Annotated in this window: 20 protein-coding genes and 1 pseudogene; 8 read left to right on the top strand and 13 right to left on the bottom strand. The window is 72.0% G+C overall.

Features of this window, described 5'->3' with window-relative positions:
• Nucleotides 1–210 precede the first annotated feature (210 nt).
• On the top strand, nt 211–2,331 hold the full coding sequence (locus AC0VXQ_RS02675) for a PT domain-containing protein (protein WP_224799925.1): 2,121 nt from the start codon (nt 211–213) through the stop codon (nt 2,329–2,331).
• 86 nt (nt 2,332–2,417) lie between these two features.
• Here AC0VXQ_RS02675 and AC0VXQ_RS02680 read toward each other — a convergent pair whose 3' ends face one another.
• The 4 genes from AC0VXQ_RS02680 to AC0VXQ_RS02695 all read right to left on the bottom strand — a co-directional run bounded on the left by AC0VXQ_RS02680 (nt 2,418) and on the right by AC0VXQ_RS02695 (nt 7,308).
• Nucleotides 2,418–4,169, bottom strand: coding sequence for a pyruvate dehydrogenase (locus AC0VXQ_RS02680; protein ID WP_075514535.1), 1,752 nt, complete (start codon nt 4,167–4,169; stop codon nt 2,418–2,420).
• Nucleotides 4,170–4,437: 268 nt separating this feature from the next.
• Nucleotides 4,438–5,844: a class II fumarate hydratase gene (locus tag AC0VXQ_RS02685; protein WP_475529040.1), complete on the bottom strand. Its 1,407-nt coding sequence runs from the start codon at nt 5,842–5,844 to the stop codon at nt 4,438–4,440.
• A gap of 69 nt (nt 5,845–5,913) precedes the next feature.
• A complete protein-coding gene (locus AC0VXQ_RS02690; protein WP_075514534.1) occupies nt 5,914–6,552 on the bottom strand; it encodes a carbonic anhydrase in 639 nt (212 codons plus the stop codon).
• Between the two features lie 99 nt (nt 6,553–6,651).
• A complete protein-coding gene (locus AC0VXQ_RS02695; protein ID WP_165869992.1) occupies nt 6,652–7,308 on the bottom strand; it encodes a DUF4245 domain-containing protein in 657 nt (218 codons plus the stop codon).
• A gap of 144 nt (nt 7,309–7,452) precedes the next feature.
• Between AC0VXQ_RS02695 and glpX the strand changes: the two genes are divergently transcribed.
• The gene (gene glpX, locus AC0VXQ_RS02700; RefSeq protein ID WP_055684316.1) at nt 7,453–8,451 is read left to right on the top strand and encodes a class II fructose-bisphosphatase; all 999 of its coding nucleotides are present in this window, start codon (nt 7,453–7,455) and stop codon (nt 8,449–8,451) included.
• A 139-nt stretch (nt 8,452–8,590) separates the two neighbouring features.
• The gene (locus AC0VXQ_RS02705) at nt 8,591–10,426 is read left to right on the top strand and encodes an ABC transporter ATP-binding protein (protein WP_061225283.1); all 1,836 of its coding nucleotides are present in this window, start codon (nt 8,591–8,593) and stop codon (nt 10,424–10,426) included.
• 65 nt (nt 10,427–10,491) lie between these two features.
• Here the strand turns inward: AC0VXQ_RS02705 and AC0VXQ_RS02710 are convergent, their stop codons facing one another.
• The 4 genes from AC0VXQ_RS02710 to AC0VXQ_RS02725 form a co-directional block, all read right to left on the bottom strand.
• Complete coding sequence (locus AC0VXQ_RS02710) at nt 10,492–11,514, bottom strand: lipid II:glycine glycyltransferase FemX (protein ID WP_475529045.1); 1,023 nt, start codon at nt 11,512–11,514, stop codon at nt 10,492–10,494.
• A gap of 83 nt (nt 11,515–11,597) precedes the next feature.
• A complete protein-coding gene (locus tag AC0VXQ_RS02715; protein ID WP_224799926.1) occupies nt 11,598–13,244 on the bottom strand; it encodes an LCP family protein in 1,647 nt (548 codons plus the stop codon).
• Nucleotides 13,245–13,347: 103 nt separating this feature from the next.
• Entirely contained in the window at nt 13,348–13,980 is a 633-nt protein-coding gene (gene purE, locus AC0VXQ_RS02720) for a 5-(carboxyamino)imidazole ribonucleotide mutase (RefSeq protein WP_055684319.1), read from the bottom strand.
• A 58-nt stretch (nt 13,981–14,038) separates the two neighbouring features.
• On the bottom strand, nt 14,039–15,256 hold the full coding sequence (locus AC0VXQ_RS02725) for a 5-(carboxyamino)imidazole ribonucleotide synthase (RefSeq protein ID WP_058743689.1): 1,218 nt from the start codon (nt 15,254–15,256) through the stop codon (nt 14,039–14,041).
• 260 nt (nt 15,257–15,516) lie between these two features.
• Between AC0VXQ_RS02725 and AC0VXQ_RS02730 the strand changes: the two genes are divergently transcribed.
• A complete protein-coding gene (locus AC0VXQ_RS02730; RefSeq protein WP_224799927.1) occupies nt 15,517–16,122 on the top strand; it encodes a GtrA family protein in 606 nt (201 codons plus the stop codon).
• On the opposite strand, the gene AC0VXQ_RS02735 is transcribed toward AC0VXQ_RS02730, so the two are convergent.
• Nucleotides 16,107–16,853, bottom strand: coding sequence for a TIGR03089 family protein (locus AC0VXQ_RS02735; protein ID WP_475529051.1), 747 nt, complete (start codon nt 16,851–16,853; stop codon nt 16,107–16,109). The genes AC0VXQ_RS02730 and AC0VXQ_RS02735 overlap by 16 nt on opposite strands.
• A gap of 282 nt (nt 16,854–17,135) precedes the next feature.
• On the opposite strand from AC0VXQ_RS02735, the pseudogene AC0VXQ_RS02740 reads away from it, so the two are divergent.
• From AC0VXQ_RS02740 to AC0VXQ_RS02755, 4 genes and pseudogenes are all read left to right on the top strand, one after another.
• Nucleotides 17,136–17,402: pseudogene (locus AC0VXQ_RS02740) on the top strand (WhiB family transcriptional regulator); the annotation flags it as partial.
• A gap of 55 nt (nt 17,403–17,457) precedes the next feature.
• The gene (locus AC0VXQ_RS02745) at nt 17,458–17,787 is read left to right on the top strand and encodes a DUF3499 family protein (RefSeq protein WP_055684323.1); all 330 of its coding nucleotides are present in this window, start codon (nt 17,458–17,460) and stop codon (nt 17,785–17,787) included.
• Between the two features lie 87 nt (nt 17,788–17,874).
• Complete coding sequence (locus tag AC0VXQ_RS02750; protein ID WP_475529054.1) at nt 17,875–19,140, top strand: L,D-transpeptidase; 1,266 nt, start codon at nt 17,875–17,877, stop codon at nt 19,138–19,140.
• Nucleotides 19,141–19,233: 93 nt separating this feature from the next.
• Nucleotides 19,234–20,319, top strand: coding sequence for a DUF1461 domain-containing protein (locus AC0VXQ_RS02755; RefSeq protein WP_064724919.1), 1,086 nt, complete (start codon nt 19,234–19,236; stop codon nt 20,317–20,319).
• On the opposite strand, the gene AC0VXQ_RS02760 is transcribed toward AC0VXQ_RS02755, so the two are convergent.
• From AC0VXQ_RS02760 to AC0VXQ_RS02775, 4 genes are read right to left on the bottom strand one after another with little or no spacing between them, the layout of a single operon-like run.
• Nucleotides 20,259–20,990 carry an arsenate reductase/protein-tyrosine-phosphatase family protein gene (locus AC0VXQ_RS02760; RefSeq protein ID WP_133143343.1) on the bottom strand — a complete coding sequence of 244 codons (732 nt, stop codon included), beginning with the start codon at nt 20,988–20,990 and terminating at the stop codon, nt 20,259–20,261. The two genes, AC0VXQ_RS02755 and AC0VXQ_RS02760, sit on opposite strands and share 61 nt — an antisense overlap.
• Complete coding sequence (locus AC0VXQ_RS02765) at nt 20,990–22,621, bottom strand: dolichyl-phosphate-mannose--protein mannosyltransferase (RefSeq protein WP_058731418.1); 1,632 nt, start codon at nt 22,619–22,621, stop codon at nt 20,990–20,992. The genes AC0VXQ_RS02760 and AC0VXQ_RS02765 overlap by 1 nt, the downstream gene beginning before the upstream one ends.
• Before the next feature lie 6 nt (nt 22,622–22,627).
• The gene (locus AC0VXQ_RS02770; protein ID WP_129357843.1) at nt 22,628–24,547 is read right to left on the bottom strand and encodes an ABC transporter ATP-binding protein; all 1,920 of its coding nucleotides are present in this window, start codon (nt 24,545–24,547) and stop codon (nt 22,628–22,630) included.
• On the bottom strand, nt 24,544–26,301 hold the full coding sequence (locus AC0VXQ_RS02775; RefSeq protein WP_129357844.1) for an ABC transporter ATP-binding protein: 1,758 nt from the start codon (nt 26,299–26,301) through the stop codon (nt 24,544–24,546). Before AC0VXQ_RS02775 ends, AC0VXQ_RS02770 begins: the two co-directional genes overlap by 4 nt.
• Nucleotides 26,302–26,529: the final 228 nt, after the last annotated feature.

A 26,529-nucleotide genomic window follows, 5' to 3' on the forward strand; every position in this document is an offset into this window, starting at 1 on the left:
CTGCGGACGAAAGCATCTTCAAGGAGGATCGATGCGCCGAGGACCCGCGCTGTCCGCGATCGCGACCCTGTCGACCCTGACCCTGACCGGAACCGTCCTGGTGGCCCCCGCCCAGGCGAGCGAGGGGGTCAGCCTCTCACCGGAGACCACCATCACCACCGGCGGACGCCCCCGGGACCTGGACGTGGCGCCGCGCGCCAGCAACTGTCCGTGCCCGTGCAGCAGGACTCCATCCTGCCCGGGCAGGACGCCGACGCGCCCGTCGGGCACATCGCCCGGATCGACCTGGCGAACCCGCAGACCCAGCAGCGGCATCAGGTCACCCAGCCGCGGCCCAGCGACGTCGTCTCCAGCGCCGACGGGTCTCGGCTGTACGTGCTCAACGCCTCCGACGGCTCCATCACGGTGCTCGATGCCCGCAGCGGGGCCGTCGAGCGGGAGATCGAGGGCGTGGTCACCTCCTCGAACGGCATCGTGCTGGACTCGGACAGCGGCGACCTGTACGTGTTCGACAACTTCGGCCTGCAGCGGGTCATCCCCGGCACCGGGGAGGTCATGGAGCGCACCGAGGTGAGCCGGCACGAACGGCCCTTCGTCCGGGATGCGGTCTACGACGCCCAGCACCGGCTGGTGTGGCTGGCCAACGCCAATGAGGGTGTGGTCACCGCGTACTCCACCGTGACCCACCAGTGGGTGCGCACCGTGCGGGTCCCGGTGGCCGAGTACCGGTTCGAGGACACCGTCCTGGGAGCGAATCCGCGATCGCTGGCGATCGATCCTCAGCTGGGCAACCTGTACATCGGCACCAGCGGCAGCAAGGTCGCGGTGGTGCAGACCTCCACCGGCAAGCACCTGGGGGCTCCCATCTCCGTGGTGGGGGAGTCCACCTCCCTGACGGTGAACCCCCGCACCCACGAGGTCGTGGCCGGTCACGGCCGGGCCAACACCGTCTCGGTGATCTCCCCGCAGACCTGGACCGTGGCCTCCTCCCTCGATCTGCACGCGGCGGGGATCACCGGTCCCGCGGGCTTCTTCACCTCGGACGTGACGGACGTGGAGACCGGGGCGGACGGCACCGAGGTCTACGTCTCCCACGAGCGCACCGGCCGGGTGTCCATCCTGGACCGGTCCGGGGACATCCCCGAGGTCACGCCGCTGAGCGTGGCCCCGGGGCAGGACGAGGCGCCGGACCCGCAGGAGCCGGGGCCGGGCGGCGAGCCCTGGGATGGTCCGGCGACGGCGGACCCCCTGCAGCGTCCCGCCGATGCGGTGGAGGTCTCCCACCCGAGCCTGTCCTGGGCGGTGAACGACTACATGCGGTCCTGGACCCCCGAACCGCTGGGCCCGGTCACCCGCGAGGGGCAGCAGTACGTCTTCGGTGAGGGCCGCGGCTGGTACGACGGGCGCAGCGGACGGGCCTCGGTGGCCTGGGACGGCGGGGTGCGCATCCGGCACTACGCGATCATGGCCCCGGGGGTGATCACCAGCTTCGGGAATCCCCGCCTGGATGTGGAGGCGGACGGCTCGGCGCGACTGAGCGTGGAGCTGAGCTGGATGCTCAACGACGAGAACAGCGGCGGGTACCACCGGGTCACCATGGCCACCTTCGATCACGTGGAGCTCAGCCGGGAGGGCCAGCGGGTGACGGTCACCGGGACCCCGGACTTCGCGGGCCGCGAGTACCGCGAGGGCGACCGGGTGTTCTCCGGGTCCTTCCCGGGGGAGTTCATCGACGCGCTGCACCCGGATATGCGGCCCCGGTGGTATGCCTCCGGGTCCGGTGGGGACGCCAAGAAGACCCCACTGCCGCTGTCGGTGAGCTTCGACGCCGAGCAGAAGGCCGCCGAGCCGACGCCGGAGCCGACCAGCGAGCCGACGGCCGAGCCGACCGCTGACCCCACCGCGGAGCCGACCGCGGAGCCCACCAGCGAACCGACCGTCGAGCCCACCGCCGAGCCGATGGCCGAGCCCACCGCGGAGCCGACGTCGGACCCCGCCGACCCGACCGTGCCGGCGCCCGGCGGTGACGAGGACGCCGACGCCGAGGATCCGGAGGGTGCTCAGGAAGTGGGCGGCGCGGGAACCGGGCAGCCCGGCCCCGATGACTCGGCCGACCGCTCCGATCGGGCCGGAGCCGTCGGGACCGGCGGCGGCAACAGCCCCGAGAACGGCGGCACCGGTGGACCCAGCGATGCCGGCTCCGGCAACGACGGCTCCGGCGGCGGCCTGGCGGCCACCGGGGCCCGCACCGGCGGGTACCTGGCGGTCGGTGCGCTCCTGCTCGCCCTGGGCGCCGGTGCGCTGACGCTGCGGCACCGTCGCCGGGCCTGAGCCCGAAGACACGGAAAGGGCCCCACCCCGCGCGATCGCGGGATGGGGCCCTTTCCGTCAGCCTCAGCGACCCGACGGCGCCGGTGCTACCACTGACGCACGGCCTGCACGTTGCGCAGGTTGGAGCGGGCCATGGACACGGCCTCGCCCGCGCCGCGGTTGAGCACGATCTTGGACATCGCGGTCGCGAAGCCGAAGATCTGGTCCGAGGAGATCTTCGGCGGCACGGACAGGGACATCGGATCGGTGATGACCTCCACCAGGGCCGGGCCGTCGAAGGACAGCGCCTCCTGGTAGGCCTTCTTCAGCTTCTTCGGGTCCGTCACGCGGATGGCGTGGAAGCCCATCGCCTTGGCGATGTCCGCGTAGTTGGTGTCCGGCACGTCCACGCCGAAGTCGGCCAGGCCGTCCACCAGCATCTCCAGCTTGACCATGCCCAGCGTGGAGTTGTTGAACACCACGACGTTGGTGGGCAGGCGGTAGGTGGCGATGGTGATGAGATCGCCCAGCAGCATGGACAGCCCGCCGTCGCCGGACAGCGAGATGACCTGGCGGCCCGGGTAGGCAAACTGCGCCCCGATGGACTGCGGCATCGCGTTGGCCATGGACCCGTGCAGGTAGGACCCGATCAGCCGGCGCTTGCCGTTGGGGCGGATGTAGCGGGCCGACCACACGTTGCACATGCCGGTGTCCGCGGTGAACACGGCGTCCTCGGCGGCGACCTCATCCAGCACGGAAGCGGCGTACTCGGGGTGGATCGGCTGGTGCTTCTCCACGTTGCGGGTGTACGCGCCGACGGCCTTGTTCATGATCTGGTCGTGCTTCTTCAGCACGCGATCCAGCCACTTGCGGTCCTTCTTGTACTCCACCAGCGGCAGCAGGGCCCGCAGGGTCTCCAGGGCGGAGCCCTCGATCTGCAGGTCCACGTCCGTGCGCCGACCCATGACCGAGGGATCGGTGTCGATCTGGATGGTCGTGGTCTCCGGCAGGAACTGGTCGTACGGGAAGTCCGTGCCGATCATGATCATCAGGTCGGCGTCGTGGATGCCCTCGGCGGCCGCACCGTAGCCCAGCAGGCCGGTCATGCCGACGTCGAAGGGGTTGTCGTACTGGATGAAGTCCTTGCCGCGCAGGGAGTGCCCGACCGGGGCGGCGGCCTTCTCCGCGAGGGAGACGACCTCGTCGTGGGCGCCCTCGATGCCGGCGCCGACGAACAGCGCGACCTTCTTGGCGCGGTTGATGTGGGAGGCCAGCTCCTGGATGGTCTCCTGGTGCGGGACCTTCGGGGCCCGGCGCAGGGTCCCCAGCACCGGGGCCTCGGTGGCGGTGTCCTCATCGGCGATGTCGCCCGGGATGGTCACCACGGCCACCCCGGAGTCGCCGACGGCGTGGCGGATCGCCGAGGCGACCACGCGCGGGGACTGCTCGGGGGAGAGCACCATCTCGTTGTAGACGGAGCACTCCTCGAAGATCTGCTGCGGGCGGGTCTCCTGGAAGTACCCCTGCCCGATCTGCTTGCTCGGGATGTGCGAGGCGATCGCAAGCACCGGGGCCTGGGAGCGGTTGGCGTCGTACAGGCCGTTGATCAGGTGCATATTGCCCGGGCCACAGGAACCGGCGCACACGGCGAGCTCCCCGGTCAGCTGGGCGTCCGCGCTTGCGGCGAAGGCGGCGGCTTCCTCGTGGCGCACATGCACCCAGTCGATCCCGCCCTTCTTGGAGCCGCCGGTGGCGCGCACGGCGTCGACGATGGGGTTCAGGGAGTCTCCGACGATCCCGTAGATGCGGTGAACGCCGGCCTCGACCAGCTGGTTCACGATCTGTTCTGCAAGCTTCACGATGCCTCGATCTCTCTTCTCGCTTCTCGCGGGGATGGGTGGCCTCCTGCAGGCACAAGGGCACCCACGCAACCCGGTGATGCCGTCTATGACAACACCGCTGCATCGAACCAATATTCCAGAACGCCCCTCCCGGTGGAAGAGGCCATACCCCCTTGTGAGCGATGTCGCGGCCGCCTCCTCGGGTGGGCGCACGCCCCGGCGTCGATCGGCGCGGGGAACGCGCACGCGACGCCGGGGCGTGGGTGGGACGCGGCGGGCGGGACGGCTAGCGCCGGCCCAGCATCCGGGTCACGTCCAGGGCCTCGTCCAGCTGCTGCTCGGTGACCTCGCCGCGCTCGACGTAGCCCAGCTGCTCCACGGCCTCGCGCACGGTGGTCTTGTGGGCCACGGCGTGCTTGGCGATCTTCGCGGCCGCCTCGTAGCCGATGAGTTTGTTCATCGGGGTCACGGTGGACGGGGAGGCCTCGGCCAGGAAGCGGGCCCGCTCCTCGTTGGCCTCCAGCCCGTCCACCATCTTCTCCGCCATGACCCGGGAGGAGTTGGCCAGCAGCCGGATGGACTCCAGCAGGTTCTTGGCCATCACGGGGATGCCGACGTTGAGCTCGAAGGCGCCGTTGGTGGAGGACAGGGCGATCGTGGTGTCATTGCCGATGACTTGGGCGGCCACCTGGATCACGGCCTCGCAGATCACCGGGTTGACCTTGCCCGGCATGATCGAGGAGCCCGGCTGCAGGTCCGGGATGTGCAGCTCGCCCAGGCCCGTGTTCGGCCCGGAGCCCATCCAGCGGATGTCGTTGCAGATCTTCATCAGCGAGTATGCGATGTTCCGCAGCTGCCCGGAGGCCTCGATCAGCCCGTCCCGGTTGGCCTGGGCCTCGAAGTGGTTGCGGGCCTCGGTCAGGGGCAGACCGGTCTTCTCCGCCAGCAGCTCGATGACGCGGGCGGAGAAGCCGTCCGGGGTGTTGATCCCGGTGCCCACGGCCGTCCCGCCCAGGGGGACCTCGGCCACCCGCGGCAGCGAGGCTTCGATGCGCTCGATGCCGTAGCGGACCTGGGCGGCGTAGCCGGAGAACTCCTGCCCCAGGGTCACGGGGGTGGCGTCCATCAGGTGGGTGCGCCCGGACTTCACCACGTCCGCGAACTGCTCGGCCTTCGCCTCCAGGGAGGAGGCCAGGGTGTCCAGGGCCGGGATGAGGTCCTTGATCAGCGCGCCGGTCACGGCCACGTGCACGGAGGTGGGGAAGACGTCGTTGGAGGACTGGGAGGCGTTGACGTGGTCGTTGGGGTGCACCTCGATGCCCTGATCCTCCAGGGCCCGGGTGGCCAGGGTCGCCAGCACCTCGTTGGCGTTCATGTTCGAGGAGGTCCCGGAGCCGGTCTGGAACACGTCGATCGGGAAGTGCTCGTCGTAGGTGTGGGCGGCGACGGCGTCAGCGGCGTCGCGGATGGCCCGGGCCCGGTCCGCGTCCAGGACTCCCAGCTCCTCGTTGGCCTGGGCGGCGGCCTTCTTGACCAGGGCCAGGGCCGCGATGTGGGCGGATTCCAGCGTGGAGCCGGAGATCGGGAAGTTCTGCACGGCGCGCTGGGTCTGGGCCCGGTACAGGGCGTCCTTGGGGACCTGGACCTCGCCCATCGTGTCGTGCTCGATGCGGTATTCGGTGGTGTCGCTCATACGCACCATCCTATGCCGCGACCCGGTCCATGACGTGGTCCGGTCCACCTTCGACGGGCCCGGACCGGATCAGTCCTCGGCCAGCTCCTGGGAGGACCACACCAGCTCGGCCCGGCCGTCGCGCAGGTTGTAGAACACCCCGACGACGGCGGTGCGACCCTCGCGCACCGCGGCGTCGATGATCTTGGACTGGTCCAGCACCCGCTGGGCCGTCTGCCGGGTGTTGGTGCGCACCATGTCGTTGATGGTGGGGGTCTCGCCCTGGGCCTCGCGGTGGGTCTCCACCACGGCGGGCAGGATCTCCTCGACCAGGTCCCGCACGAAGCCGCCGGGCATCTGCCCGGAGTCGTAGGAGCCGGAGGCGGCGGTGACCGCGCCGCAGGAGTCGTGGCCCAGGACCACGATCAGCGGCACGTCCAGATCCGTCACCGAGTACTCCAGGGAGCCCAGTGCGGCGTTGCCCACGACCTGCCCGGCCGTGCGCACCACGAAGGTGTCGCCCAGCCCGAGGTCGAAGATGATCTCCGCGGCCAGCCGGGAGTCCGAGCACCCGAAGATCACGGCGAAGGGGTGTTGCCCGTCGGTCAGGGACTCCCGGCGCGCGGCGTCCTGGTTGGGGTGCTCGGAGGCGCCGGCGACGAAGCGGGCGTTGCCCGCGCGCAGACGCTGCAAGGCTTCGGCGGGGGTGGGACGGGTGCTGGTGCTCATGGGTCCTCGGATCTGTTCTCGTGGGTCGTCTGCGATGGGCCGCGCGGGATCCGCGCGGGGGTCGATGGGGTGTGTGGAGCGGGGTCGGTCGGTGAGGGGTCAGGGGGCGGCGGAGGCGCTGGCCGACGCCGCAGCCCCCGCGCCGTCCGCCGTGCGGGCCAGGCGGGAGAGCAGATCCTTCAGCTCCTCATCCCGGGAGTCCCCGGTGACCACCACCGTGGTCCCCGCCAGCCGCCCGACCGCTGAGACGGTGGTCTCCCCGGTCTTGCGGTCCGTGCTGGAGTGGCGGCGCCACTGGATGCCCTCGACATCCATGGTCCCGGTCTGCGGGGCCCGGTCGATCCGCTCGGCCGTCCAGGTGGGATCGGCGCGGTCGGTCTGGGCGAGCGTCAGGAAGCCGCCGGAGGCAGTGACCGCCCCGAACTCCCAGTACGGCACCTCCTGGTCATCGGCGGGGTGCCAGCGGGCGAAGTTCGCGTGCCAGTCCGCGGGCAGCTCGGGGGCCAAGACGTCGAAGCCGGCATCGGTGCGGGCCTGCTGGGCGGTCTGCACCAGGTCCACCTGGGGGCGGTAGGTCTGGTTGTCCGGGCGCGGCTGCAGCCACACGAACGGCAGGGTGATGCCCAGCAGGGCGATCACGGAGATCACCATCGCCCCGACCGGGGTATTCAGCCGCCGCGCCTGCTTCTCGGTGATCTGCGGGACCACCGGCTCATCCCGCTCGCTCCGGTCCCGGGCCTGCTCGTTCTCCTCCACGTCCCCCATTGTGCCCCACCCGCGGGCGCGCCCCGTCCGGCCGGGGCGCGTGCCCGGCGGGGCAGGCGGTGCCCACTATGCTGGAGAGCACAGCCAGAGGGGCCCGCTCGCGGGCGCCGAACTCAAGGACGAGGAAACAGCACCGTGTCTGCAGTACAGGATGAGAACAACAACCAAGCCGACCGCAACCTGGCCCTGGAGCTGGTGCGGGTGACTGAAGCCGCAGCCATCGCCGGCGGGCACTGGGTCGGGGCGGGGGATAAGAACTCCGCGGACGGGGCCGCGGTGGATGCGATGCGCAGCATGCTCTCCACCGTCAGCTTCAACGGCACCGTCGTCATCGGCGAGGGGGAGAAGGACGAGGCCCCCATGCTGTACAACGGCGAGTCCCTGGGCGACGGCGACGGCCCGGCCCTGGACGTGGCCGTGGACCCCATCGACGGCACCCGCCTGACCGCCCTGGGCATGAACAACGCGCTCGCGGTGATCGCGGTGGCCGACGGCGGGTCGATGTTCGACCCCTCCGCCGTGTTCTACATGGAGAAGCTCGTGACCGGCCCGGACGCGGCCGACATGGTGGACCTGCGCCTGCCGATCAAGCAGAACCTGCACCTGGTGGCCAAGGCCAAGGGGAAGAAGGTCAACCAGCTCACCGTGTGCATCCTGGATCGCCCGCGCCACGCCCAGCTGGTCGAGGAGGTGCGGGCCACCGGCGCCCGCACCCGCATGATCCTGGACGGGGATGTGGCCGGGGCGATCGCCGCCTGCCGCGAGAACACCGGGGTGGATGTGATGCTGGGCACCGGCGGCACCCCCGAGGGGATCGTGGCCGCGTGCGCGATCAAGGCCACCGGCGGGATCATCCAGGGGCGCCTGGCCCCCACCGACGATGACGAGAAGCAGAAGGCCATCGACGCCGGGCTGGACCTGGAGGCCGTGATGACCACGGATGAGCTGGTGACCAGTGACAACTGCTTCTTCGCCGCCACCGGGATCACCGACGGGGATCTGCTGCGCGGGGTCCGCTACTCCGGGCCCACCATCACCTCCCAGTCCATCGTCATGCGCTCCAAGTCCGGGACCGTGCGCATGGTCGAAGCCGAGCACCAGGCGGCCAAGTGGGAGCGGTACGCCCGCGGCTGATCCGGGGACGGGCGCGGCGTCGGGGTAGGATTCCCTGACGGCGCGCCGCCGCGGCTCCCGCGGATGCCCGACGGGCGGCGCTGTCGGAGACCGACGTCGTCGATGACCACCGTGGGGCGCGGTGGGGATGGGGGAGCCCATGAACGCTGCCGAGGCCCAGGAATCCGCCGTGCGCGCGGACGTGCGCGATCTGCGCACGCTCTTCGCGCTGATCCCGTGGCGGATGCGCCCGCGCATCCTCGGCATGGTCCTGGTGGCCTTCGCCTCCTCCCTGCTGGACATCCTCGCGGTGGCGACGATGGTGCCGCTGACCCAGATGCTCACCGCCCACGGGGAGGTCCCCCCGGTGGTCCAGGAGCACCTGGCGCCCCTGGTGGGCACCGAGGATCGGCAGCGGCTGCTGCTGATCCTCGCGCTGCTGGTCGGGCTGGCCTTCCTCGTCAAGAACGCCGCGCTGATCGGGATCCGCTGGTGGTCCATCGGCGTGGTGCAGCGGGCGTCCTCCTCGGTGCAGGCCGAGATGCTGGACCGGTACCTGCAGGCCACGTATGAGGCCCACCGGCACCGCTCCAAGGCCGCGATCCTGAACAACATCAACACCGGCGTGCCCCAGGCGTTCAACAGCGTCCTGCTGGGCTACATCTCGATCCTGGTGGACGCGGCGACCATCGTCCTGCTCATGGGCACCCTGCTGGTGCTCTCCCCGGTCGGGTTCATCGCCGCCCTGGTGCTGTTCGGCGGGGCCGCGCTGCTGCTGGCCCGGGTGGTCCGGCCCTTCGCCCTGCGCTACGCGCACCGGCTGTTCGAGCTGAGCAAGGACGGCTTCGCCCTGCTCTCCCCGGCCATCGAGGGCTTCCGGGAGACCCGGATCTTCGGGCGGGAGGGGCTGTTCGCGGACGGATTCCGCCGCAACCGCTCGGACAACGCCCACTACGCCCAGCCCCAGCAGTTCTTCGCGGAGCTGCCGCGGTACCTGCTGGAGGTCGTGATGATCTTCGGCATCCTCGTCATCGCGCTGGTGCTGTTCGCGACCACGGACCAGATGACGGCCTTCGGCCTGCTGGCGGCCTTCGCGGCCGCGGCCATGCGCATCGTGCCGGCCCTGAACCGGGTGGTCGGCACACTCAACGGCGTCCGGTCGGGGCAGCCCTCCCTGCGCACCGTCGCCGCCGAGGTGCGGGGCCTGCAGGCCGAGGCCGACGCCGATCCCTCCCATGCGGAGCAGCCGGTGCAGATCCCCCGGGCCTCCCTGGAGGTGCGGGACCTGGGCTTCCGGTACGCCGACGCCGACCGGGACGTGCTCACCGGGGTGGACGTGAGCATCCCGGTGGGCCGCACGGTCGCACTCGTCGGCTCCTCCGGGGCCGGCAAGACCACGTTCGCGGACCTGCTGGCCGGGCTCTACGTCCCCACCAGCGGCAGCGTCACGGTCGGCGGGGTGGATATCTCCGCGCATCCCCGGGCATGGCGCCGCCGGGTCGCGATGGTCTCCCAGAAGGTCTTCCTGTGGGATGTGCCCCTGCGGGACCTGATCACCTTCGGGCAGCCGGAGGATCAGGTGGACCAGGAGCTGCTGGCCCGGGTCCTGCGCCAGGCGCGCCTGGAGGAGCTGGTGGCGCAGCTGCCGGACGGGCTGGACACCCTCGTGGGCGACGCCGGGGCGCGCCTGTCCGGCGGGCAGACCCAGCGGGTGGGCATCGCCCGGGCGCTGTACTCCCAGCCCGAGGTGCTCATCCTGGACGAGGCGACCTCCGCCCTGGACAACGAGACCGAGCACGAGATCACCCGCACCATCGAGGCCCTGCACGGGAAGATCACCGTGATCGTGATCGCCCACCGGCTCTCCACGGTGCGCAACGCGGACGAGATCCTGTTCTTCTCCCGCGGGCGCCTGCGCTCGCGCGGAACCATGGCGCAGCTGCGCGAGACCGAGCCGGAGTTCGCCCGCCTGGTGGAGCTGGGCCGACTGGACTGAGCGCCCGGTCCCGATCCGCCCGACGCCGCCCGGCCCGGGCCGACGTCGGGCGGGGTGCCGCAGGTTCAGCGGCGCAGGCGCCCCACCAGTCCGCGGACCTTCTGTTCGGCGGTTCCCGCCAGGCGGCGGGCCGCGGGCAGGCCCTTCTCCTTGGCGGCCTCCTTGGCGGCGTAGACCGAGCGGAACGCGGCGTAGGCGGCGGTCGAGACCGGCAGGTCCCAGGTGCCCGGGTAGGTCACCGGGTAGCCGCCGTAGGACTTCTTGAACTTGGTGAACCCGGCCCACTCGTGATCCGGCTGGCCCTCCGGGGCGATGCCGAACATATCGAAGCGCCGCAGCCCGGCCTCCTTGGCATCCAGCATCATCCGGGTGACCAGGGGGTTGTTCGCGGACAGGCGCCGGTGGGCATAATCCATGCTCGCGTGGGCGTAGGTGCGGGTGTCCGCGGAGTCGTAGACGAAGGCCGCGCCGATGGGCTCTCCGTGCAGCTCGGCCACGTACAGCGCGGCGTCGCCCTGGGGCATCAGCGAGCGGGCCGCCTGGGTGAGGTAGTCATCCTTCTGCCGGTTGAACCCCACCCGCTCGGCGGTCTGGTTCAGGTAGCGCAGCAGGATCCCGATCTCCTCGGGGTCCCGCGAGGCGCGGAAGCTCACGCCCTTCTTGTGGATGTTCCGGTGCAGGTTCCGGTTGGTCGCGTTCATGCCCTTCAGCAGCGCGTCCTCGTCCTGGGTCAGATCCACCATCCAGGTGTGGGACGGCTGGATCTGGCGGGGGGAGAAGCGCAGGCCGCGGGCTCGCAGGTCCGCCTCCGGGTCCGTGCCCTCGGCGAAGGAGCGGGGGTCGCTGGGCTCGACGCGCACAAACAGGCAGCGGTGGGCCCGGGCCAGCTCCTTCAGCTCGGTCAGGGCGCGGGCCAGCGCCTCGGGGGAGTCCGCCTCCGGGCCGTAGGGGCAGTACAGGTAGCGCCCCGCGCGCCCGCCCTCCACGGTGGCCAGGTAGGAGTATCCCTCCCCGGCCCCGCGCAGCACCTCGTGGCCGAGGTCGGACTGGAACCGGGCCCAGGCATCGGATTGCAGGAAATTCGTCATGGTCTCCACTGTAGGACGTGGCCGGCAGGGCACCGGCGGGGCGTGGTTGGGTGGGGTCGGGGCAGCTGGCGGACGGGTCGGGCTCAGGGCACCGAGCAGGTGCCGTTGGGGCCCAGCTCGGCGACGGTGCTCACCGCGGGGCCGTCCTGGGCCTGGACAGAGCCGGCGCCGGGCAGCAGGGACAGGGTGGCCAGCAGGGCGGCGGGGCGCACCGCGGAGACCACCCCGGCCGGGCCCGCGGCCTGGGCGTCGTCGGCGGCCGGGGTAGGGGTCTTCCCCTCCGCCGACCCCTCGATGACCTGGGCGACCCCGGCGCGGAAGGCGTCGTAGTCCGGGTAGGTGGGGAACATGTCATCCCAGTACGGCGGGCCGGCCCCATACTGGATCAGCTCGTGGTCCTTGGCCTTCAGCCCCAGGTCCGCGAACTCCCCGAGCTGGGCCTCCGGGATGTCCGTCTCCACGATCTGCTGGCCGGCGTCCGTGATCGAGCGGAACTTGGTCAGCACGTTCGCGGGATCCAGCTGCGCGAGCATCGCCGACTGCACGCAGCGCTGACGCGCCTCCCGCTCGAAGTCGCTGGCCCCCTCCCGGGAGCGGGCGTACCAGAGGGCGTGGAAGCCGTCCAGGTGCTGGCGGCCGGGCTCGATCCACCCGTCGATGGGGTTCTTCTCCCCGGTGGTCTCGTTCGTCCCGCCGCCGATCGGCACCCGGCCGCCGACGTCGAGCTCGATGCCGCCCAGCGCGTCCACCAGGTCCGCGAAGCCGTCCATGTCCACCAGAGCGTAGCCCTGGATCGAAAGACCCGTGATGCCCTCGGCGGCGTCCTTCATGGCCTCGGCCCCGGGATCCGCGGCGTCCGGGTAGAGGCCCGCGTGCTCCTGGGCGACCTGCGGGTACAGGGCGTTGAGGATGCACTCGTCCCCGCAGTCGAAGCCCTCGGGCCAGACCTGCCACAGCGGCGAGCCCTGCGCGAAGGGGGCGTTCTGCAGGTTGCGCGGCAGGGAGATGGTCACGGCCTGGCCGGTCTTCGCGTCGATGCTGAACACCGTCATGGAATCCGGGCGGCGCCCCACCCGGTCCGCCCCGGCGTCCCCGCCCATCAGCAGGATGTTGTACCGGCCGTCCGCGGCCTCGAAGCCGGAGCCGCCGGAGAACACATTGCCCAGGGCGCCGCGGCCCACTCCCACGAGATAGGCGGAGTAGCCGAGGGTGCCGGCGGTGACCAGCATCAGGCCCGCGCAGCCCAGGGCCACCATCGGCCGCATGCCCCGGGCCAGCAGAGCGGGCCGGATCAGGCGCAGCGCGTCGAGGAAGAGCAGGGCCCAGCCGAGAGCCAGCACCGCGAGCACGACGATCAGCACCAGGGACGTGAACCGGCCGGTGACCAGGGAGAACAGCCAGGACCGGTGCACCGCCAGCAGGATCAGGGCCGCGATGAGGCAGGCCCAGACGGTCAGGGTCACACCCAGGGCGCGCCGCCCCAGGCGGCGGTTGCCGATCAGCAGCTGGACGGAGCCGGGCAGGACGGCGGTGAGCAGCAGCAGCAGCCACGCCCGCTTGGTGCGGGTGAGAGCCCCGGACGCCTCCGGGTGGCGCAGAGGGTCCGTGCGGTGCGCCGGTCCCGGCCGGTGCCCCTCCGGGCGCGCGCCCGTGATCTCATCGGTCCCGCGGGGGCGTTCGGCTCCGGCGGCGGGGTCGCGGGGGTTCTCGGACGGGGTGGAGGGGGGCATCGGGGAGTACCTGCCGGTCGGGGAAGGGCGGGCGGTGGTCGGCGCCCGCCCCGGCGGATCGACGACGTCGCGGGGTCCGACCGAGGTGGGCGGGAACGGGGACCTACGGAGCGTAGGGGCCGGGCTGGGCGGGATCGTCGGCGTCGGGGGCCTGGGAGCGGGGTGCCGGGCGGTGGGCCTCGGTCTCCTCCTCCGGGCCGCGGCGGGACTCCAGCCGGCGGGTCAGGGCCGCGCCCTTGTCCTGGGCGGACTGGCGCAGATTCCGGGCGAACTCGCGCAGATCGCCGCGGATCTCCGCGGCGGCGGCCGGATCCTGGCCGGCCCCGAGGATGCGCGCGGCCAGCAGCCCGGCGTTGCGCGCCCCGTTGACCGAGACCGTGGCGACGGGCACCCCGGCCGGCATCTGCACGATGGACAGCAGGGAGTCCAGCCCCTCCAGCGTCTTCAGCTGCACGGGCACCCCGATGACGGGCAGGGCCGTGACCGAGGCGAGCATGCCGGGCAGGTGGGCGGCACCCCCGGCCCCGGCGATGATGACGCGCAGCCCGCGCTGCTCGGCCTCCTGGCCGTAGGCCAGCATGTCCTGGGGCATCCGGTGGGCGGAGACCACCCGGGCCTCGTAGGCGATGCCGAACTCCTCGAGGGCCTCGGCGGCGGCCTCCATGACCGGCCAGTCCGAGTCCGAACCCATGACGACGCCGACCAGCGGCGCGTTCTGCGAGGCGGGGGTGCTCATGATGTGCTCCTGGTGTGCTGTGGTGCTGGTGGGCTGGGGCTTATCGGCGGGCTGGGGCTCAGCGGTCGGTCGGGTCTGTCGCGGCCGGGTCGGCGGCGGGACCGTCCCGCAGGATCGCGGCCGCCTCCCGGGCCGCCCGGCGCACCTGCGCCAGCTCGGCGGCCGGGCCACTGAGGTTGACGTGCCCGACCTTCCGGCCCGGGCGCACCGCCTTGCCGTACAGGTGCACCTTGGCCTCGGGATGCGCGGCCATCGCCGCGGGGCACGCCCCGGCCAGGTCCTCGTTGGCCCCGCCGAGCACGTTCTTCATCACGGTGACCCCGGCCACCGGGGCGGTGGAGCCCAGCGGCAGATCCAGCACGGCGCGCAGGTGCTGCTCGAATTGGCTGGTCACCGCCCCGTCCTGGGTCCAGTGTCCGGAGTTGTGCGGGCGCATGGCCAGCTCGTTGACCAGCACCCCGCCCTCGCGCCCGGGCACCTCGAACAGCTCCGCGGCCATCACGCCGCTGACCCCGAGCTCCTCGGCCAGGCGCAGCGCGATCCGCTGGGCGGCCGCCGCGACCTGCGGGTCCAACCCCGGGGCGGGGGCGGTGACCTCGTCGCACACGGAGTCGGTCTGCACGGACTCGACGACGTCCCAGGCGCGCACCTCGCCGCTGGGGCGCCGGGCGACCAGGGCGGACAGCTCCCGGGTGAAGGGCACCTTCTCCTCGACCAGCAGCCCGCTCCAGCCCTTCTGCGGGATGGCCTCGAACCATGCGCGCACCGGGGCGGAGCCCACGGCGTCCTCGGCCACGAGCATCACGCCCTTGCCGTCGTATCCGCCGCGCGGGGTCTTCAGAACCACGGGCCAGCCGACCTCCCGCCCGAAGGCGAGCAGCTGATCGGCGTCGGCCACCGCCGCCCACCGGGGGTTGGGCAGGCCCAGGCGATCCACGGCCTCGCGCATGCGGATCTTGTCCTGGGCGTGCACCAGGGCCTGCGGGCCCGGCCGCACGGCGACCCCCTCCTCCTCGAGGACCCGCAGGTGCTCGGTGGGCACGTGCTCGTGGTCGAAGGTCACGACGTCCACCCGGCGGGCGAACTCCCGCAGGGTGGGCAGGTCGGTGTGGTCCCCGACGGGGGCGTGGGGGATGACGGCGGCGGCGCAGGATTCGGGGGATTCGGCCAGCACGCGCAGCTCGATGCCCAGCTCGGAGGCCTCCGGGGACATCATGCGGGCCAGCTGCCCTCCGCCGATCACGCCGATCACGGGTGCGGTCACAGGTAAGCTCACGCCTCCCAGGCTACCCGCTGGCCTGCCGCGCGCGAACCTCCCGAGTGGTGTGCGGGGTTGACCGATCTCACGGGGGCGGGGCGGCGTCGCGGCCCGGAGGCCCCGGGGCCTGCTTGTAGACTTTCAGCGCAGTCCGCACCCGCGACGCGGTACCCGCCCGGCCGCCGTGCGCACCGGGTCGGGCGCGAGGGACGAGGTGGTCCTCCCGCCCGCGTCCGCCGCGGACCCGCCCCGCCGACCCCGACCCTGTGGAGCCCCGCGTGTCAACCTTCTCCGAGAAAATCCACGGCCTGTGGGAGCTGTTCCTCAAAGAGGTCCTGAAGTTCGGGATCGTCGGCGGACTGGCCTTCATCGTCAACGCCTCCGTCACCTGGTTCCTGATGAGCACGTGGCTGGCGGACGGGCACTCCAAGGCCAAATTCGTCGCCGGCGTCGTCGCTACGATCTTCTCCTGGATCCTCAACCGCCTGTGGACGTTCCGGGACAAGCGCCAGGAGAACACCTGGCGGGAGGCCTGGCAGTTCGCGCTGGTCAACCTGATCGGGATCGGGGTGGAGACCGCCTGCGTGTTCGTCACCAACTACGGACTGGGGCTGACCTCCAAGACGGCCTCGTTCATCGGCGGCACGATCATCGGCACGGTGCTGGGCACGATCGTGCGCTACTTCGCCTACCGCTTCTGGGTCTACGGCGGGGTCACCCAGCGCGCGGACGAGCAGGAGTACACGCGCGAGGAGAAGGTCGCCCGCTTCGTCACCGAGGCCACCGACATCGTCACCGGGCGCCTGGATGTGGACGCGGTGCGCCGCGGGACCCGGGACCGCCGAGCCCTGGGCGGGGAGGACCCGGCTCAGCGCCCGGAGTGATCCGCGCCCTCCTGGGCCAGGGCGCGCTCGCGCTGCTGCTGCCCCAGCCGCGGGTCCAGCAGGACCAGCGTCCCGCCATCGGCCAGCAGCCCGGCCCAGTCGGCCAGCAGCCCGGGATCGGCCTCCCGGTCCGCCACGACCCCCAGGACGACGCCGCCTTGGCCGGCCTCCTGAGCCCGGTCCAGCCACGCCCCCAGGCTCAGCCCGGCCTCGCCCGGTTCCAGGGGAAGCTCCGGGTCCAGCGGATCGAAGGGGTCGTAGGAGTCCGCGAAGGAGCGCACCGCCGCGGCATAGTCCACGGCATCGGCATCCAGCGGGCTCGCCCCGTCGTAGGAGGCGGCCAGGGCGCCGCGCGCCAGCAGCAGCCGGGTCTGGGCGGTCCGTGCCTGGGCCCCCTCGGCCTCGAAGCCCACCCACACCTGCGCCGGAACGGCCTCGGCTTCCCGTGCGCCATCCGTGCGGGGCAGCTGGACCATCCCGGTGCGCACGGCCGCCAGTCCCATCGCGAGGCTGCGCCAGTGCGCGGGGGCGCGCAGGGCGATGGTCGAGCCCGGGGCGGCGTCGAGCTCCTCGACGAGCAGGTTGGCGGTCTTGGCCACCCAGTTCTCCAGGACCCGTCCGGACAGCTCGGTGCGCTCGCCGCCGGGGCCGTACCAGACGACGGCCGGGGTGGGGGAGGCGCCCAGGGTGGTGAACAGGGCTTCGACGTCGGCGAAGGTGCGGTGGGACATGCTCGCCATGGTAGCGGGCCGGACCGCGCGTCATCGGTTTGACGGGCACCGGATGACACGGCTGTAATTATCGTGAATCACGCCGAATTCGGCACCGGCCGGCACCTTCCGTCCGCGACCACCCCGCCCGGTCTTCCCGGGACGCGGCGGCGGCCGTGATCGGTGCAGGAAAGGACCAGCATGGGCCCTGCTCAGCCCTCTCACGAGACCACCCCGACCCTGCCCCGCTCCGTCTCTGAGGAGGGGGTGGACCTGTTCTCCTCGGACCCCGAGGTGCTGCGGCTGTGGCAGGCCGCCGCCGGAGCCTACGGCACCGACGAGGATGAGGGGGAGCTGGCCTGGCAGGCCGAGGCCCTGTGCGCCCAGACGGATCCGGAGGCGTTCTTCCCGGAGAAGGGCGGCTCCACCCGGGACGCCAAGCGCGTGTGCTCCGAATGCCCCGTGAGCACCGCCTGCCTGGACTACGCGCTGGCCAAGGACGAGCGCTTCGGTATCTGGGGCGGGATGTCCGAGCGGGAGCGGCGCCGGCTGCGCCGCCAGTCCCGCTGAGCCCCCTGTCCCCCGGCACGGGGAGCTCGCGGTCCGGTGGAGTAGCCTGTGGAGAATGGCAGAGAACAAGAGACTGTGCTCGCGCACCATGTGCCGGCGCGAGGCCGACTGGACCCTGACCTACGCGTACGCGGACTCCACGGCCGTCATCGGTCCGCTGGCGCCGCGGGTCGAGCCGCACGCCTACGATCTGTGCGCCTTCCACGCGGATCGGCTCACGGCCCCGCGCGGCTGGGAGGTCGTGCGGGTCGGCCAGGACGCCGCCGCGCCCGGTGACCCGGAGGCGGACACCGCCTCCGAGCCGTCACAGCCGTCCTCGGAAGCGCAGTCTCCCGAAGCCGGTGACGCGCGCACGCGCCTGCGCGGGCTGCCCACGCGCCGCTGACCGGGCCGCGGACGGGCCGGTCCTCTCCTCATCTCTCCTCGACGCTTCGACACCTCCCCCTTCCGTCCCGAAAGGAGACCCCTGGTCTTGACTCCCCGCTTCCCCTTCCGCGCCTCCCGTGATGACGCCTCCGCCGGGGACCCGGTGGGCCCCCTGACCCGCCGTCGGCTGGTGGGCGCCGGCGCCTTGGGGCTGTTCGGCGCCGTCGTACTGACCGCCTGCGGGCAGGACGGAGGCGAGGACTCGGCTTCCGGCGCCGCCTCCGCCTCGGCGACCCCCACCCCCACCTTCACCCCGAAGGTCACCGTGACCCCGCAGGATGGGGCCAGCGAGTACAACCCGACCGCCCCGGTCACCGTGGTCACCGATGCCGGGCGGGTCAAGGCGGTCGAGGTCACCGGCGGCAAGGCGGTGGAGGGCACGATCTCCGAGGATGGTCGGACCTGGACCGCCAAGGGTCCTCTGGAGTTCGCCAAGAACTACCGGGTGCAGTACACGATCGTCAACGATGACGACGTCGAGCACCGCGGCTCCGCCGGCTTCGCCACGACCTCCGCGGCCAACGAGGCGGATCTGAGCTTCGACTTCGAGGACGGCGGCACCTACGGCACCGGGCAGGTCATCCAGCTGAACTTCTCCGAGCCGGTGACCGACAAGGCCGCGGTGGAGAAGGCCGTGACCGTGACCGGGTCCGGGGACCAGGAGGGGAAGTTCCGCTGGTACAGCGACCAGATGGTCCGCTACCGCCCCAAGGACAAGTGGGCGCCGAACTCCCAGGTGAACGTCAGCATCAAGTTGCTCGGCACGGACATCGGCAACGGCATGATCATGAACCAGAACTACGAGCGCAGCTTCAAGACCGGGCCGAAGAACTACGCCTACGTGGACAACAACACCAAGACCATGAAGATCTACGAGTCGGACAAGCTCACCAAGGAGTTCCCCGTGACTCTGGGGGATCCGCAGTGGCCCTCGGTCACCGGGCAGCTGGTGGTCATGGAGAAGGCCAAGAGCTACTTCTTCGACTCCCGCACCCTGGGCCTGAAGCCGGGGGACTCCCACTGGTACGAGCCGTTCTACGCGAGCAACGCCTGCCGGCTGACCTCCTCCGGGGCCTTCGTGCACCAGGCCGAGCCCTCCGGGTACCCCTACGTGGGCAACACCAACATCTCCCACGGCTGCATCGGCCTGCTGCCCGACGGCGCCGAGTACTTCTTCAACACCTTCCGCGTGGGCGATGTGGTGGAGACCGTGAACACCGGCTACGGCGAGGCCGACCCGGACAACGGCTATGGGGACTGGAACATCCCCTTCGAGCACTACCAGGACGCCTCCTGGAAGGGGAACTGGTAGGAGACCCGCCAGGGCCCGCCCGTCTCCGGTGTGACGGCGGGGAGGGCGGGCCCCGAACAGGAACGCTTCCGTCGCACCCGAGGAGGCCGCCGAGTGAGCCCGCGCAGCAATCCCGAGGAACAGGGAGCTCCCTGGTCCTCCGCAACCCAGGAGTGGGACGCCCTGGCCCCGGCCGTCGACGCCGGGACCCGCGGCGGCTCCACCGCCGCGTCCGCGCCCCGGCAGGAGCCCGGACCTCGGCAGGAACCCGGGCCTCGGCGGGAATCTGCGGGCGGACGGGAGTCCACCACCCAACGGGAGCCCGCCGCCCGGCAGGAGCCTGCGGCTCGGCCGGTCCGCACCCGCCCCCGGGCCCTGCGCCTGCGTCAGGCCGTGATCGCGGTGGCCGTGCCGCTGGTGATCCTCATGGCCGCGATCCGGGCCGTGGCCACCCCGGCGTTCCTGTGGTTCGAGTACCACCGCCCCGGCTTCCCGGCGGATGCCTACGGCTTCTCCACCGAGGACCGCATGGTCTACGGCTCCCACGGCCTGGACTACATCCTCAACTTCGCCCCCGCTCGCTTCCTGGGGGACGTGATGCTGCCGGATGGCCGGCACGCCTTCACCGCCCCGGAGGTGGGGCACATGACGGACGTGAAGCACGTGATGCTGTGGTCCCTGCTGCTGGTGGGCTGCTGGCTGGTGCTGGCCGTGCTGTGCGCCCGACGCCTGGGCGACGGCGCCCCGGGGGCCCTGCGCCGCGCCCTGTTCGCCGGGGCCTGGCTGACGATCCTGCTGATCCTGGGGCTGCTGGGGCTGTCCCTGCTGGGGTGGGAGCGGTTCTTCACCGGCTTCCACGAGATCTTCTTCCCCGAGGGGAACTGGGCCTTCTACCCCTCGGACACCCTGATCCGGCTGTACCCGGATCAGTTCTGGGTGGACTCGGCCGTGCTCATCGCGCTGATCACCGTGCTGGCCGTCTCCGTGCTGCTGGTGGCCACCTGGCCCCTGGCCCACCGTCGGCAGCGGGACCTGGCCCGGGCCCACGCCCGCCAGGAGGCGAACCGCCAGGCAGGCACCCGCCGGCAGGCCGTCCGCGGCGGCTCGGACGGGACCACCCGGGACGACGCGGCGGGCGCTCAGCCCCGCTCGGATCGCGGCCGCGACACCAGCGCGGGAAGCACCAGCTCCAGGCACTGATCGATCCGCGCCACCGCCCGGCGGGCGGCCTCCCGGCCCCGGCGGTAAGGGTCCGCGATGCCGTCCTCGGGCAGCACGCGCACCCCGGGGGCGCGCAGCAGCGCCAGCGGATCCGCGGGGCTCGCAGGCTCCCCGGGCAGACCGGTCGTCGGGTCCCCGGCCCCGTGCGGCGGCAGCGTTCCGGCGTCGACCGGCGTCGCCGGTGACGAGCGCTGCGCTCCCAGCACGCGGGCGGCGGTGCCCAGCAGGAAGACGGAGCGCACCGCCCCCGGCCATTCCTCCAGGATCCAGCGTCGGTGCTCGGCCTCCATGACCAGCACCAGATCCGCCGCACGCAGCAGCCCGGCCCCCAGCTGCTGGGCGCGGTGCCCGGAGGCGTCCACCCCGCGCTCGGCCAGCTCGGTCCCGATCTCCGGGGCGATGCCCGCACCCACGAGGGCGCCGGTTCCGGCCGAGGCCGTCTCGATCCCGGCCCCCGCGGCCGACGCCGCGGCGAGGCGGCGGGCCGCCAGCAGCTGGGCGGCGGGGGAGCGGGCGACGTTGCCCTGGCAGACGAACAGCAACGCGAAGGGCGCGCTGCGAGCGTGCGCGGCGCGCCCGCTCCGCCGCGATCCGGCGGCGTCCTGGCCCGGGGCGGGGGCGGGACCGGGGGTGCTCGACGGGGTGCGCATCAGATCCAGCCCGTGAACCACATGTGCGCGTACCAGTCCTCGTAGGGGATGGACTGGCCGGTCCAGATGGGCCAGAAGTGGGCGCTGATCAGCAGGGCCGCGACCACGAACAGCCCGACCACCCCCAGGCCGTACCGGCGTCGGCGCACCGAGTCCCCGGGACGGCCCAGGGCCAGGCCCAGCACCGCGGTGAGTCCGAGGATCAGCCACGGCAGGAAGGACAGGGCGTAGAAGTAGAACATCGTGCGGTGGGGGTAGGCGAACCACGGCAGCCAGCCGACGGCCACCACCAGCAGGATGGCCCCGACACGCCAGTCTCGTCGCAGGATCCACCACAGGATCAACAGCACCAGGGCGGCCGCGCCCGTCCACCAGATCAGCGGGTTGCCGACGTTGAGGATCGCCTCGGAGCACTTCTGCGCCCCGCAGGCCGCGGCGTGCTCGGCCTCGTAGTAGTAGGAGGTGGGCCGCCCCAGGATCAGCCACTGCCAGGCGGGGGAGGCGTAGGTGTGCGGGGAATCCAGGCCGGTGTGGAAGGCGTAGGCGGAGCGGTGGTACTCCCAGAGGCTGCGCAGGCTCGCGGGCAGCCACCCGATGCCCTCGCCGGGGTGCTGCTCGGCCCAGTGCCGGTCGTACGCGCCGTCGGAGCGGAACCAGCCGATCCAGGTGGCCAGATACGTCACCAGGCCGATCCCGACGATCGAGACGAAGGCCGGACCGGCGTCCTTGAGCAGGGCGCCGGTGAACCAGCCGCGGATCCCGGCGGCCCGGCGGGCGCCGATGTCCCACAGGACCGTGAGGATCCCGAAGATCGCGATGAAGAACAGGGCGTTCCACTTGACCCCGAGGGCCGCGCCGCAGCACACCCCGGCCGCGATCCGCCACCACCGGATCCCCAGCCAGGGTCCGTAGCGCAACGCTGCGGCCGAGGGCGGGGCGCCCCCGGGCCCGGCCTGCGCGGCCAGCAGGACGGCCAGGCGGTGCCGAGCGGAGAAGCGGTCCGCGACGAGGCAGGCGAAGGCCAGCAGCAGCCAGAACATGAGGAAGATGTCCAGCAGGGCCAGGCGGGACTCCACCAGGTGCAGCCCATCGATGCCGATCAGCAGCCCGGCGATGCCGGTCAGCGTCAAGGAACGGAACATCATCCACGCCACCCACATCAGCACCGCCACGGACAGGGTGCCGAACAGCGCCGCGGAGAAGCGCCAGCCCAGGGGCGAGGAGTCCCCGAACAGCACGTAGCCCAGGGCGATCATCCACTTGCCCAGCGGCGGGTGCACCACGTAGGAGCCCTGATCCTCCGGGCTCACGGGATGCCCGGCGACGAAGCTCGCATCCGCCCCGTCCGGCCAGGACCGCTCGTAGCCGTAGTGCCACAGGGACCAGGCGTCCTTGGCGTAGTAGGTCTCGTCGAACACGACGGCGTTGGGGTGGGTGAGCCCCACGAAGCGCAGCGCGGCCGCCAGGACCAGCACGAGGGCGGGGAAGACCCAGCCCCAGCGGGGCAGCGGCACGGGCAGGGCCCGCAGGCGATCCAGCAGGGCGTCGCGGGTGAAGGCCCCGGTGGGGAAGCGCGGGCCTGGGGCCGCGGAGGGCACGGGGCGGGGGGAGTGGCTGCTCACCCGCCCCATGCTAGTTCAGCCCTGCCCGCCGTCGCCTGCGAACTGCGCCCGGTACAGCGCCCGGTAGGCCCCGTCCCGGTGGATCAGCTCGTCGTGGCTGCCCTGCTCCACGATGCTGCCGTGCTCCATGACCAGGATCGTGTCCGCATCGCGGATCGTGGACAGCCGGTGGGCGATGACGAAGGACGTGCGGGATGCCCGCAGCGCGGCCATCGCCTGCTGGACCAGCACCTCCGTGCGGGTGTCCACGGAGGAGGTGGCCTCGTCCAGGATCAGCACCGCCGGGTCCGCCAGGAAAGCCCGGGCGATCGTGATCAGCTGCCGCTCCCCGGCCGAGACCGAGCCGCCGTTCTGATCCACCACTGTGTCGTAGCCCTCCGGCAGGGAGCGCACGAAGCGGTCGACGTAGGTGGCCCGGGCCGCGGCCAGCACCTCCTCATCCGTGGCCTCCAGTCGGCCGTAGCGGATGTTCTCCCGGATGGTGCCGCGGAACAGCACCGCGTCCTGCAGCACCATGCCGGTGGCTCGGCGCAGCCGGTCCCGGGTCATCTCCCGGATGTCCTGCCCGTCCAGGGTGATCTCCCCGGCGTCGATCTCGTAGAAGCGCAGGATCAGGTTGACCAGGGTGGTCTTGCCCGCCCCGGTCGGCCCCACGATCGCGACCGTCTGACCCGGTTCGGCCACCAGGGACAGATCCCGGATCAGCGGGCGCTGGGCGGTGTAGGAGAAGTCCACGTGGGAGAACTCGATGCGCCCGCGGGCTCGCTGCCCTTCCCGGGCGGCGTCGGCGGCCACCGCGGCGGGGGAGTCCGGGGACTGCTCCGGCTCGTCCAGCAGGTCGTAGACCCGCTCCGCGCTGGCCACCCCGGACTGCAGCATGTTCGCCATGCCGGCGATCTGGCCCAGCGGCTGGGTGAACTCGCGAGAGTACTGGATGAACGCCGTCGCCCCGCCCAGGGACAGCTGGCCGCTGGCCACCTTCAGCCCGCCCAGGACCGCGATGCCCACGTAGCCCAGGTAGGAGACGAACTGCATGATCGGCATCATCGTCCCGGAGAGGAACTGGGCGCGGAAGCTGGCCTGGAACACGGCGTCGTTGCGCTCCCGGAAGGCTCGGCCCATGTCCTGCCCGCGGCCGTAGACGCGGATCAGCTCGTGGCCGGTGAAGGCCTCCTCGATGTGCCCGTTCAGCTCCCCGGTGGCCTTCCACTGCGCGGCGAACAGCTTCTGGGAGCGGCGCCCGACGAAGGCCACCACCACCCCGGAGATCGGCACCGCGATCAGCGCCACCAGGGCCAGCTGCCAGGACAGCACGAACATCATCACGGCCACGCCCAGCACCGTGAGGATCGCCTGCACCAGCTCCGCCAGCGCCTGCTGCAGGGCCTGCTGGATGTTGTCCAGGTCGTTGGTGGTGCGGGAGAGCAGGTCTCCGCGCTGGTGGGTGTCCGCGTAGCTCAGCGGCAGGGCGTGCAGCTTGGCCTCCACCCGGCGGCGCACGTCCCGCACCACGCGCATCACCAGGTCGTTGAGGATCCGCCCCTCCAGCCACAGGAACACCCCGGCCAGCACGTACATCCCCAGCACCAGCAGCAGGGTCGCGCCCAGGGCCGGGAAGTCGATGCCCTGCCCGGGGGTGAAGTCCACCGCGGTGAGCATGTCCGCCATCTGGTCCCGGCCCTGCTCCCGCAGCCCGGCGATCACCTGCTCGGCGTCGGCCCCTGCCGGGGACTGCAGGCCGACGACGCCGGCGTAGATCAGGTCCGTGGCATGTCCCAGCACCCGCGGGGCGAACACGGTCAGCAGCACCGAGGACACCAGCAGGGCCGTCATCAGGCTCAGGCGTCCGGGCCAGCGGGTCAGCTCGCGCAGAAGCCGGCCCGCGGTGGGCCAGAAGGCGCGGGCGGTGCGCGGGGCGGGGGGCATCTCGCTCATGCGGCCTCCTCGGCGGAGAGCTGGGACTGCACGATCTCCCGGTAGGTGGGGGAGGTCTCAAGCAGCTCGGTGTGGGTGCCGCGGGCCACGATGCGTCCGGCCTCCAGCACCAGGATCTGGTCCGCCTCGGTGATGGTCGAGACGCGCTGGGCCACCACGATCACGCTGGCGTCCCGGGTGCGCGGGGCCAGGGCCGCGCGCAGGCGCCGGTCCGTGGCCACATCCAGGGCGGAGAAGGAGTCGTCGAACAGGTACACCGCCGGGTCCGCGACCAGGGCCCGGGCGATGCTCAGCCGCTGGCGCTGCCCGCCGGAGACGTCCGTGCCGCCCTGCGCGATCGCCGAATCCAGCCCGGTGGCCGCCTCCGCGCCTGAGCCGGTGGAGCGCTCCCGCACGAAATCCGCGGCCTGCGCGGTCTCCAGGGCCTCCCACAGCCGCTGCTCGGAGGCCTGGGGGTCCCCGAAGCGCAGGGTCGAGGCCACCGTCCCGGAGAACAGGTACGGCTTCTGCGGGACCAGGCCCACCCGGGAGGTGATCTGCTGCGCCGGCAGCTCGCGCACGTCCACCCCGTCCAGCAGCACCTGGCCCTCGGTCGCGTCGTGCAGCCGCGGGATCAGGTGCAGCAGGGTGGTCTTGCCGGCCCCGGTGGCGCCGATGATCGCCGTCGTCGTGCCCGGCTGAGCGCGGAAGCTGATCCCCTCCAGCACGGGGGCCTCGGCCCCGGGGTAGGCGAAGGAGACGTCCCGGAACTCCACGACGCCGCGGCGCTGCTCCGGCACGCGGGTGGTCTCGGCGTCGCGCACCCGCGGCACGGTGTCCAGCACCTGCCCGATGCGCCGGGCGCAGATGATGGCCCGCGGGAACATCATCGCCATGAAGGAGGCCATCATCACGGCCATGAGGATCTGCATCAGGTACTGCAGGAACGCGGTCAGCGAACCGACCTCCACCTGCCCGGCCTCGGCCCGATGTCCGCCGAACCACAGCACCGCGGCCTCCGCGGCGTGCATCAGCACGATCAGGATCGGCCCCATGAGCACGAAGATCCGCCCGATGCGCACCGCGACGTCGGTCAGGGCGTCGTTGGCCGCGGCGAACCGGCGAGTCTCGTGCTCCTCCCGCACGAAGGCGCGGATGACCCGCAGGCCCATGATCTGCTCGCGCAGCACCGCGTTGACGTCGTCGGTGCGCTCCTGCATGACGGTGAACAGCGGGATCAGCTGCCGGATCAGCAGGGCCATGATGATGACCACCACCGGGGCGGAGGCCCACACCAGCCAGGACAGGCCCGCATCCTCGCGCACCGCCATGATGATGCCGCCCACCACCATCAGCGGGAGATTGACCATGAAGCTGAGCATCAGCAGGAACAGCATCTGGATCTGCTGGACGTCGTTGGTGCCGCGGGTGATCAGGGTGGGGGCGCCGAAGGAGGAGACCTCCTCAGCTCCGAAGCCGTCCACGGCCTCGTAGACCGCGGCGCGCAGGTCCCGGCCCAGGCCCATCGCGGTGCGCGCGGCGAAGTAGACGGCGGTGATCGCGGCGATGATCTGCGCGAAGGCCACCAGCAGCATCCACCCGCCGGTGCGCCAGATGTAGGCGGTGTCCCCGGTGGCGACGCCGCGGTCGATGATCTGGGCGTTGAGGCTGGGCAGGTACAGGGTGGCCAGCACCGCCACCAGCTGCAGCACGAGCACGGCCAGGATGACCCGCCAGTGCGGGGCGGCGTGGGTCCTCAGGAGGCGGAAGAGCACGGAGATCCTCACGGGAAGCGGAAGACGGGACGCGGGTATCCGGCCCGAGGTGGGGGCGGAGGCCGGCGCGATGCCAGAGGAGAAGACCGTCACGTACCCCGGGAGCCCGAAACCTGGAAGAATGCGGGGACGACCCCGCGGCGGTCCATCCACTCTAGCCGGTGCCGCCGCCCCGCCCGCACCGTCCGCTTCCCGTATCCGCGCGCCGCATGGCCCCGGGGTGCCGGA

This window comes from Rothia sp. QJM3NY_36, assembly GCF_056173115.1.

What these genes read in the sequence shown, in the direction of transcription:
- AC0VXQ_RS02770 (WP_129357843.1), bottom strand. Translation starts at nt 24,547, where the DNA reads ATGAGCGAGATGCCCCCCGCCCCGCGCACCGCCCGCGCCTTCTGGCCC.
- AC0VXQ_RS02745 (WP_055684323.1), top strand. Translation starts at nt 17,458, where the DNA reads ATGGCAGAGAACAAGAGACTGTGCTCGCGCACCATGTGCCGGCGCGAG.
- AC0VXQ_RS02715 (WP_224799926.1), bottom strand. Translation starts at nt 13,244, where the DNA reads ATGCCCCCCTCCACCCCGTCCGAGAACCCCCGCGACCCCGCCGCCGGA.
- AC0VXQ_RS02685 (WP_475529040.1), bottom strand. Translation starts at nt 5,844, where the DNA reads ATGAGCGACACCACCGAATACCGCATCGAGCACGACACGATGGGCGAG.
- AC0VXQ_RS02705 (WP_061225283.1), top strand. Translation starts at nt 8,591, where the DNA reads ATGAACGCTGCCGAGGCCCAGGAATCCGCCGTGCGCGCGGACGTGCGC.
- purE (WP_055684319.1), bottom strand. Translation starts at nt 13,980, where the DNA reads ATGAGCACCCCCGCCTCGCAGAACGCGCCGCTGGTCGGCGTCGTCATG.
- AC0VXQ_RS02760 (WP_133143343.1), bottom strand. Translation starts at nt 20,990, where the DNA reads ATGCGCACCCCGTCGAGCACCCCCGGTCCCGCCCCCGCCCCGGGCCAG.
- AC0VXQ_RS02735 (WP_475529051.1), bottom strand. Translation starts at nt 16,853, where the DNA reads ATGTCCCACCGCACCTTCGCCGACGTCGAAGCCCTGTTCACCACCCTG.
- AC0VXQ_RS02690 (WP_075514534.1), bottom strand. Translation starts at nt 6,552, where the DNA reads ATGAGCACCAGCACCCGTCCCACCCCCGCCGAAGCCTTGCAGCGTCTG.
- AC0VXQ_RS02710 (WP_475529045.1), bottom strand. Translation starts at nt 11,514, where the DNA reads ATGACGAATTTCCTGCAATCCGATGCCTGGGCCCGGTTCCAGTCCGAC.
- AC0VXQ_RS02765 (WP_058731418.1), bottom strand. Translation starts at nt 22,621, where the DNA reads ATGGGGCGGGTGAGCAGCCACTCCCCCCGCCCCGTGCCCTCCGCGGCC.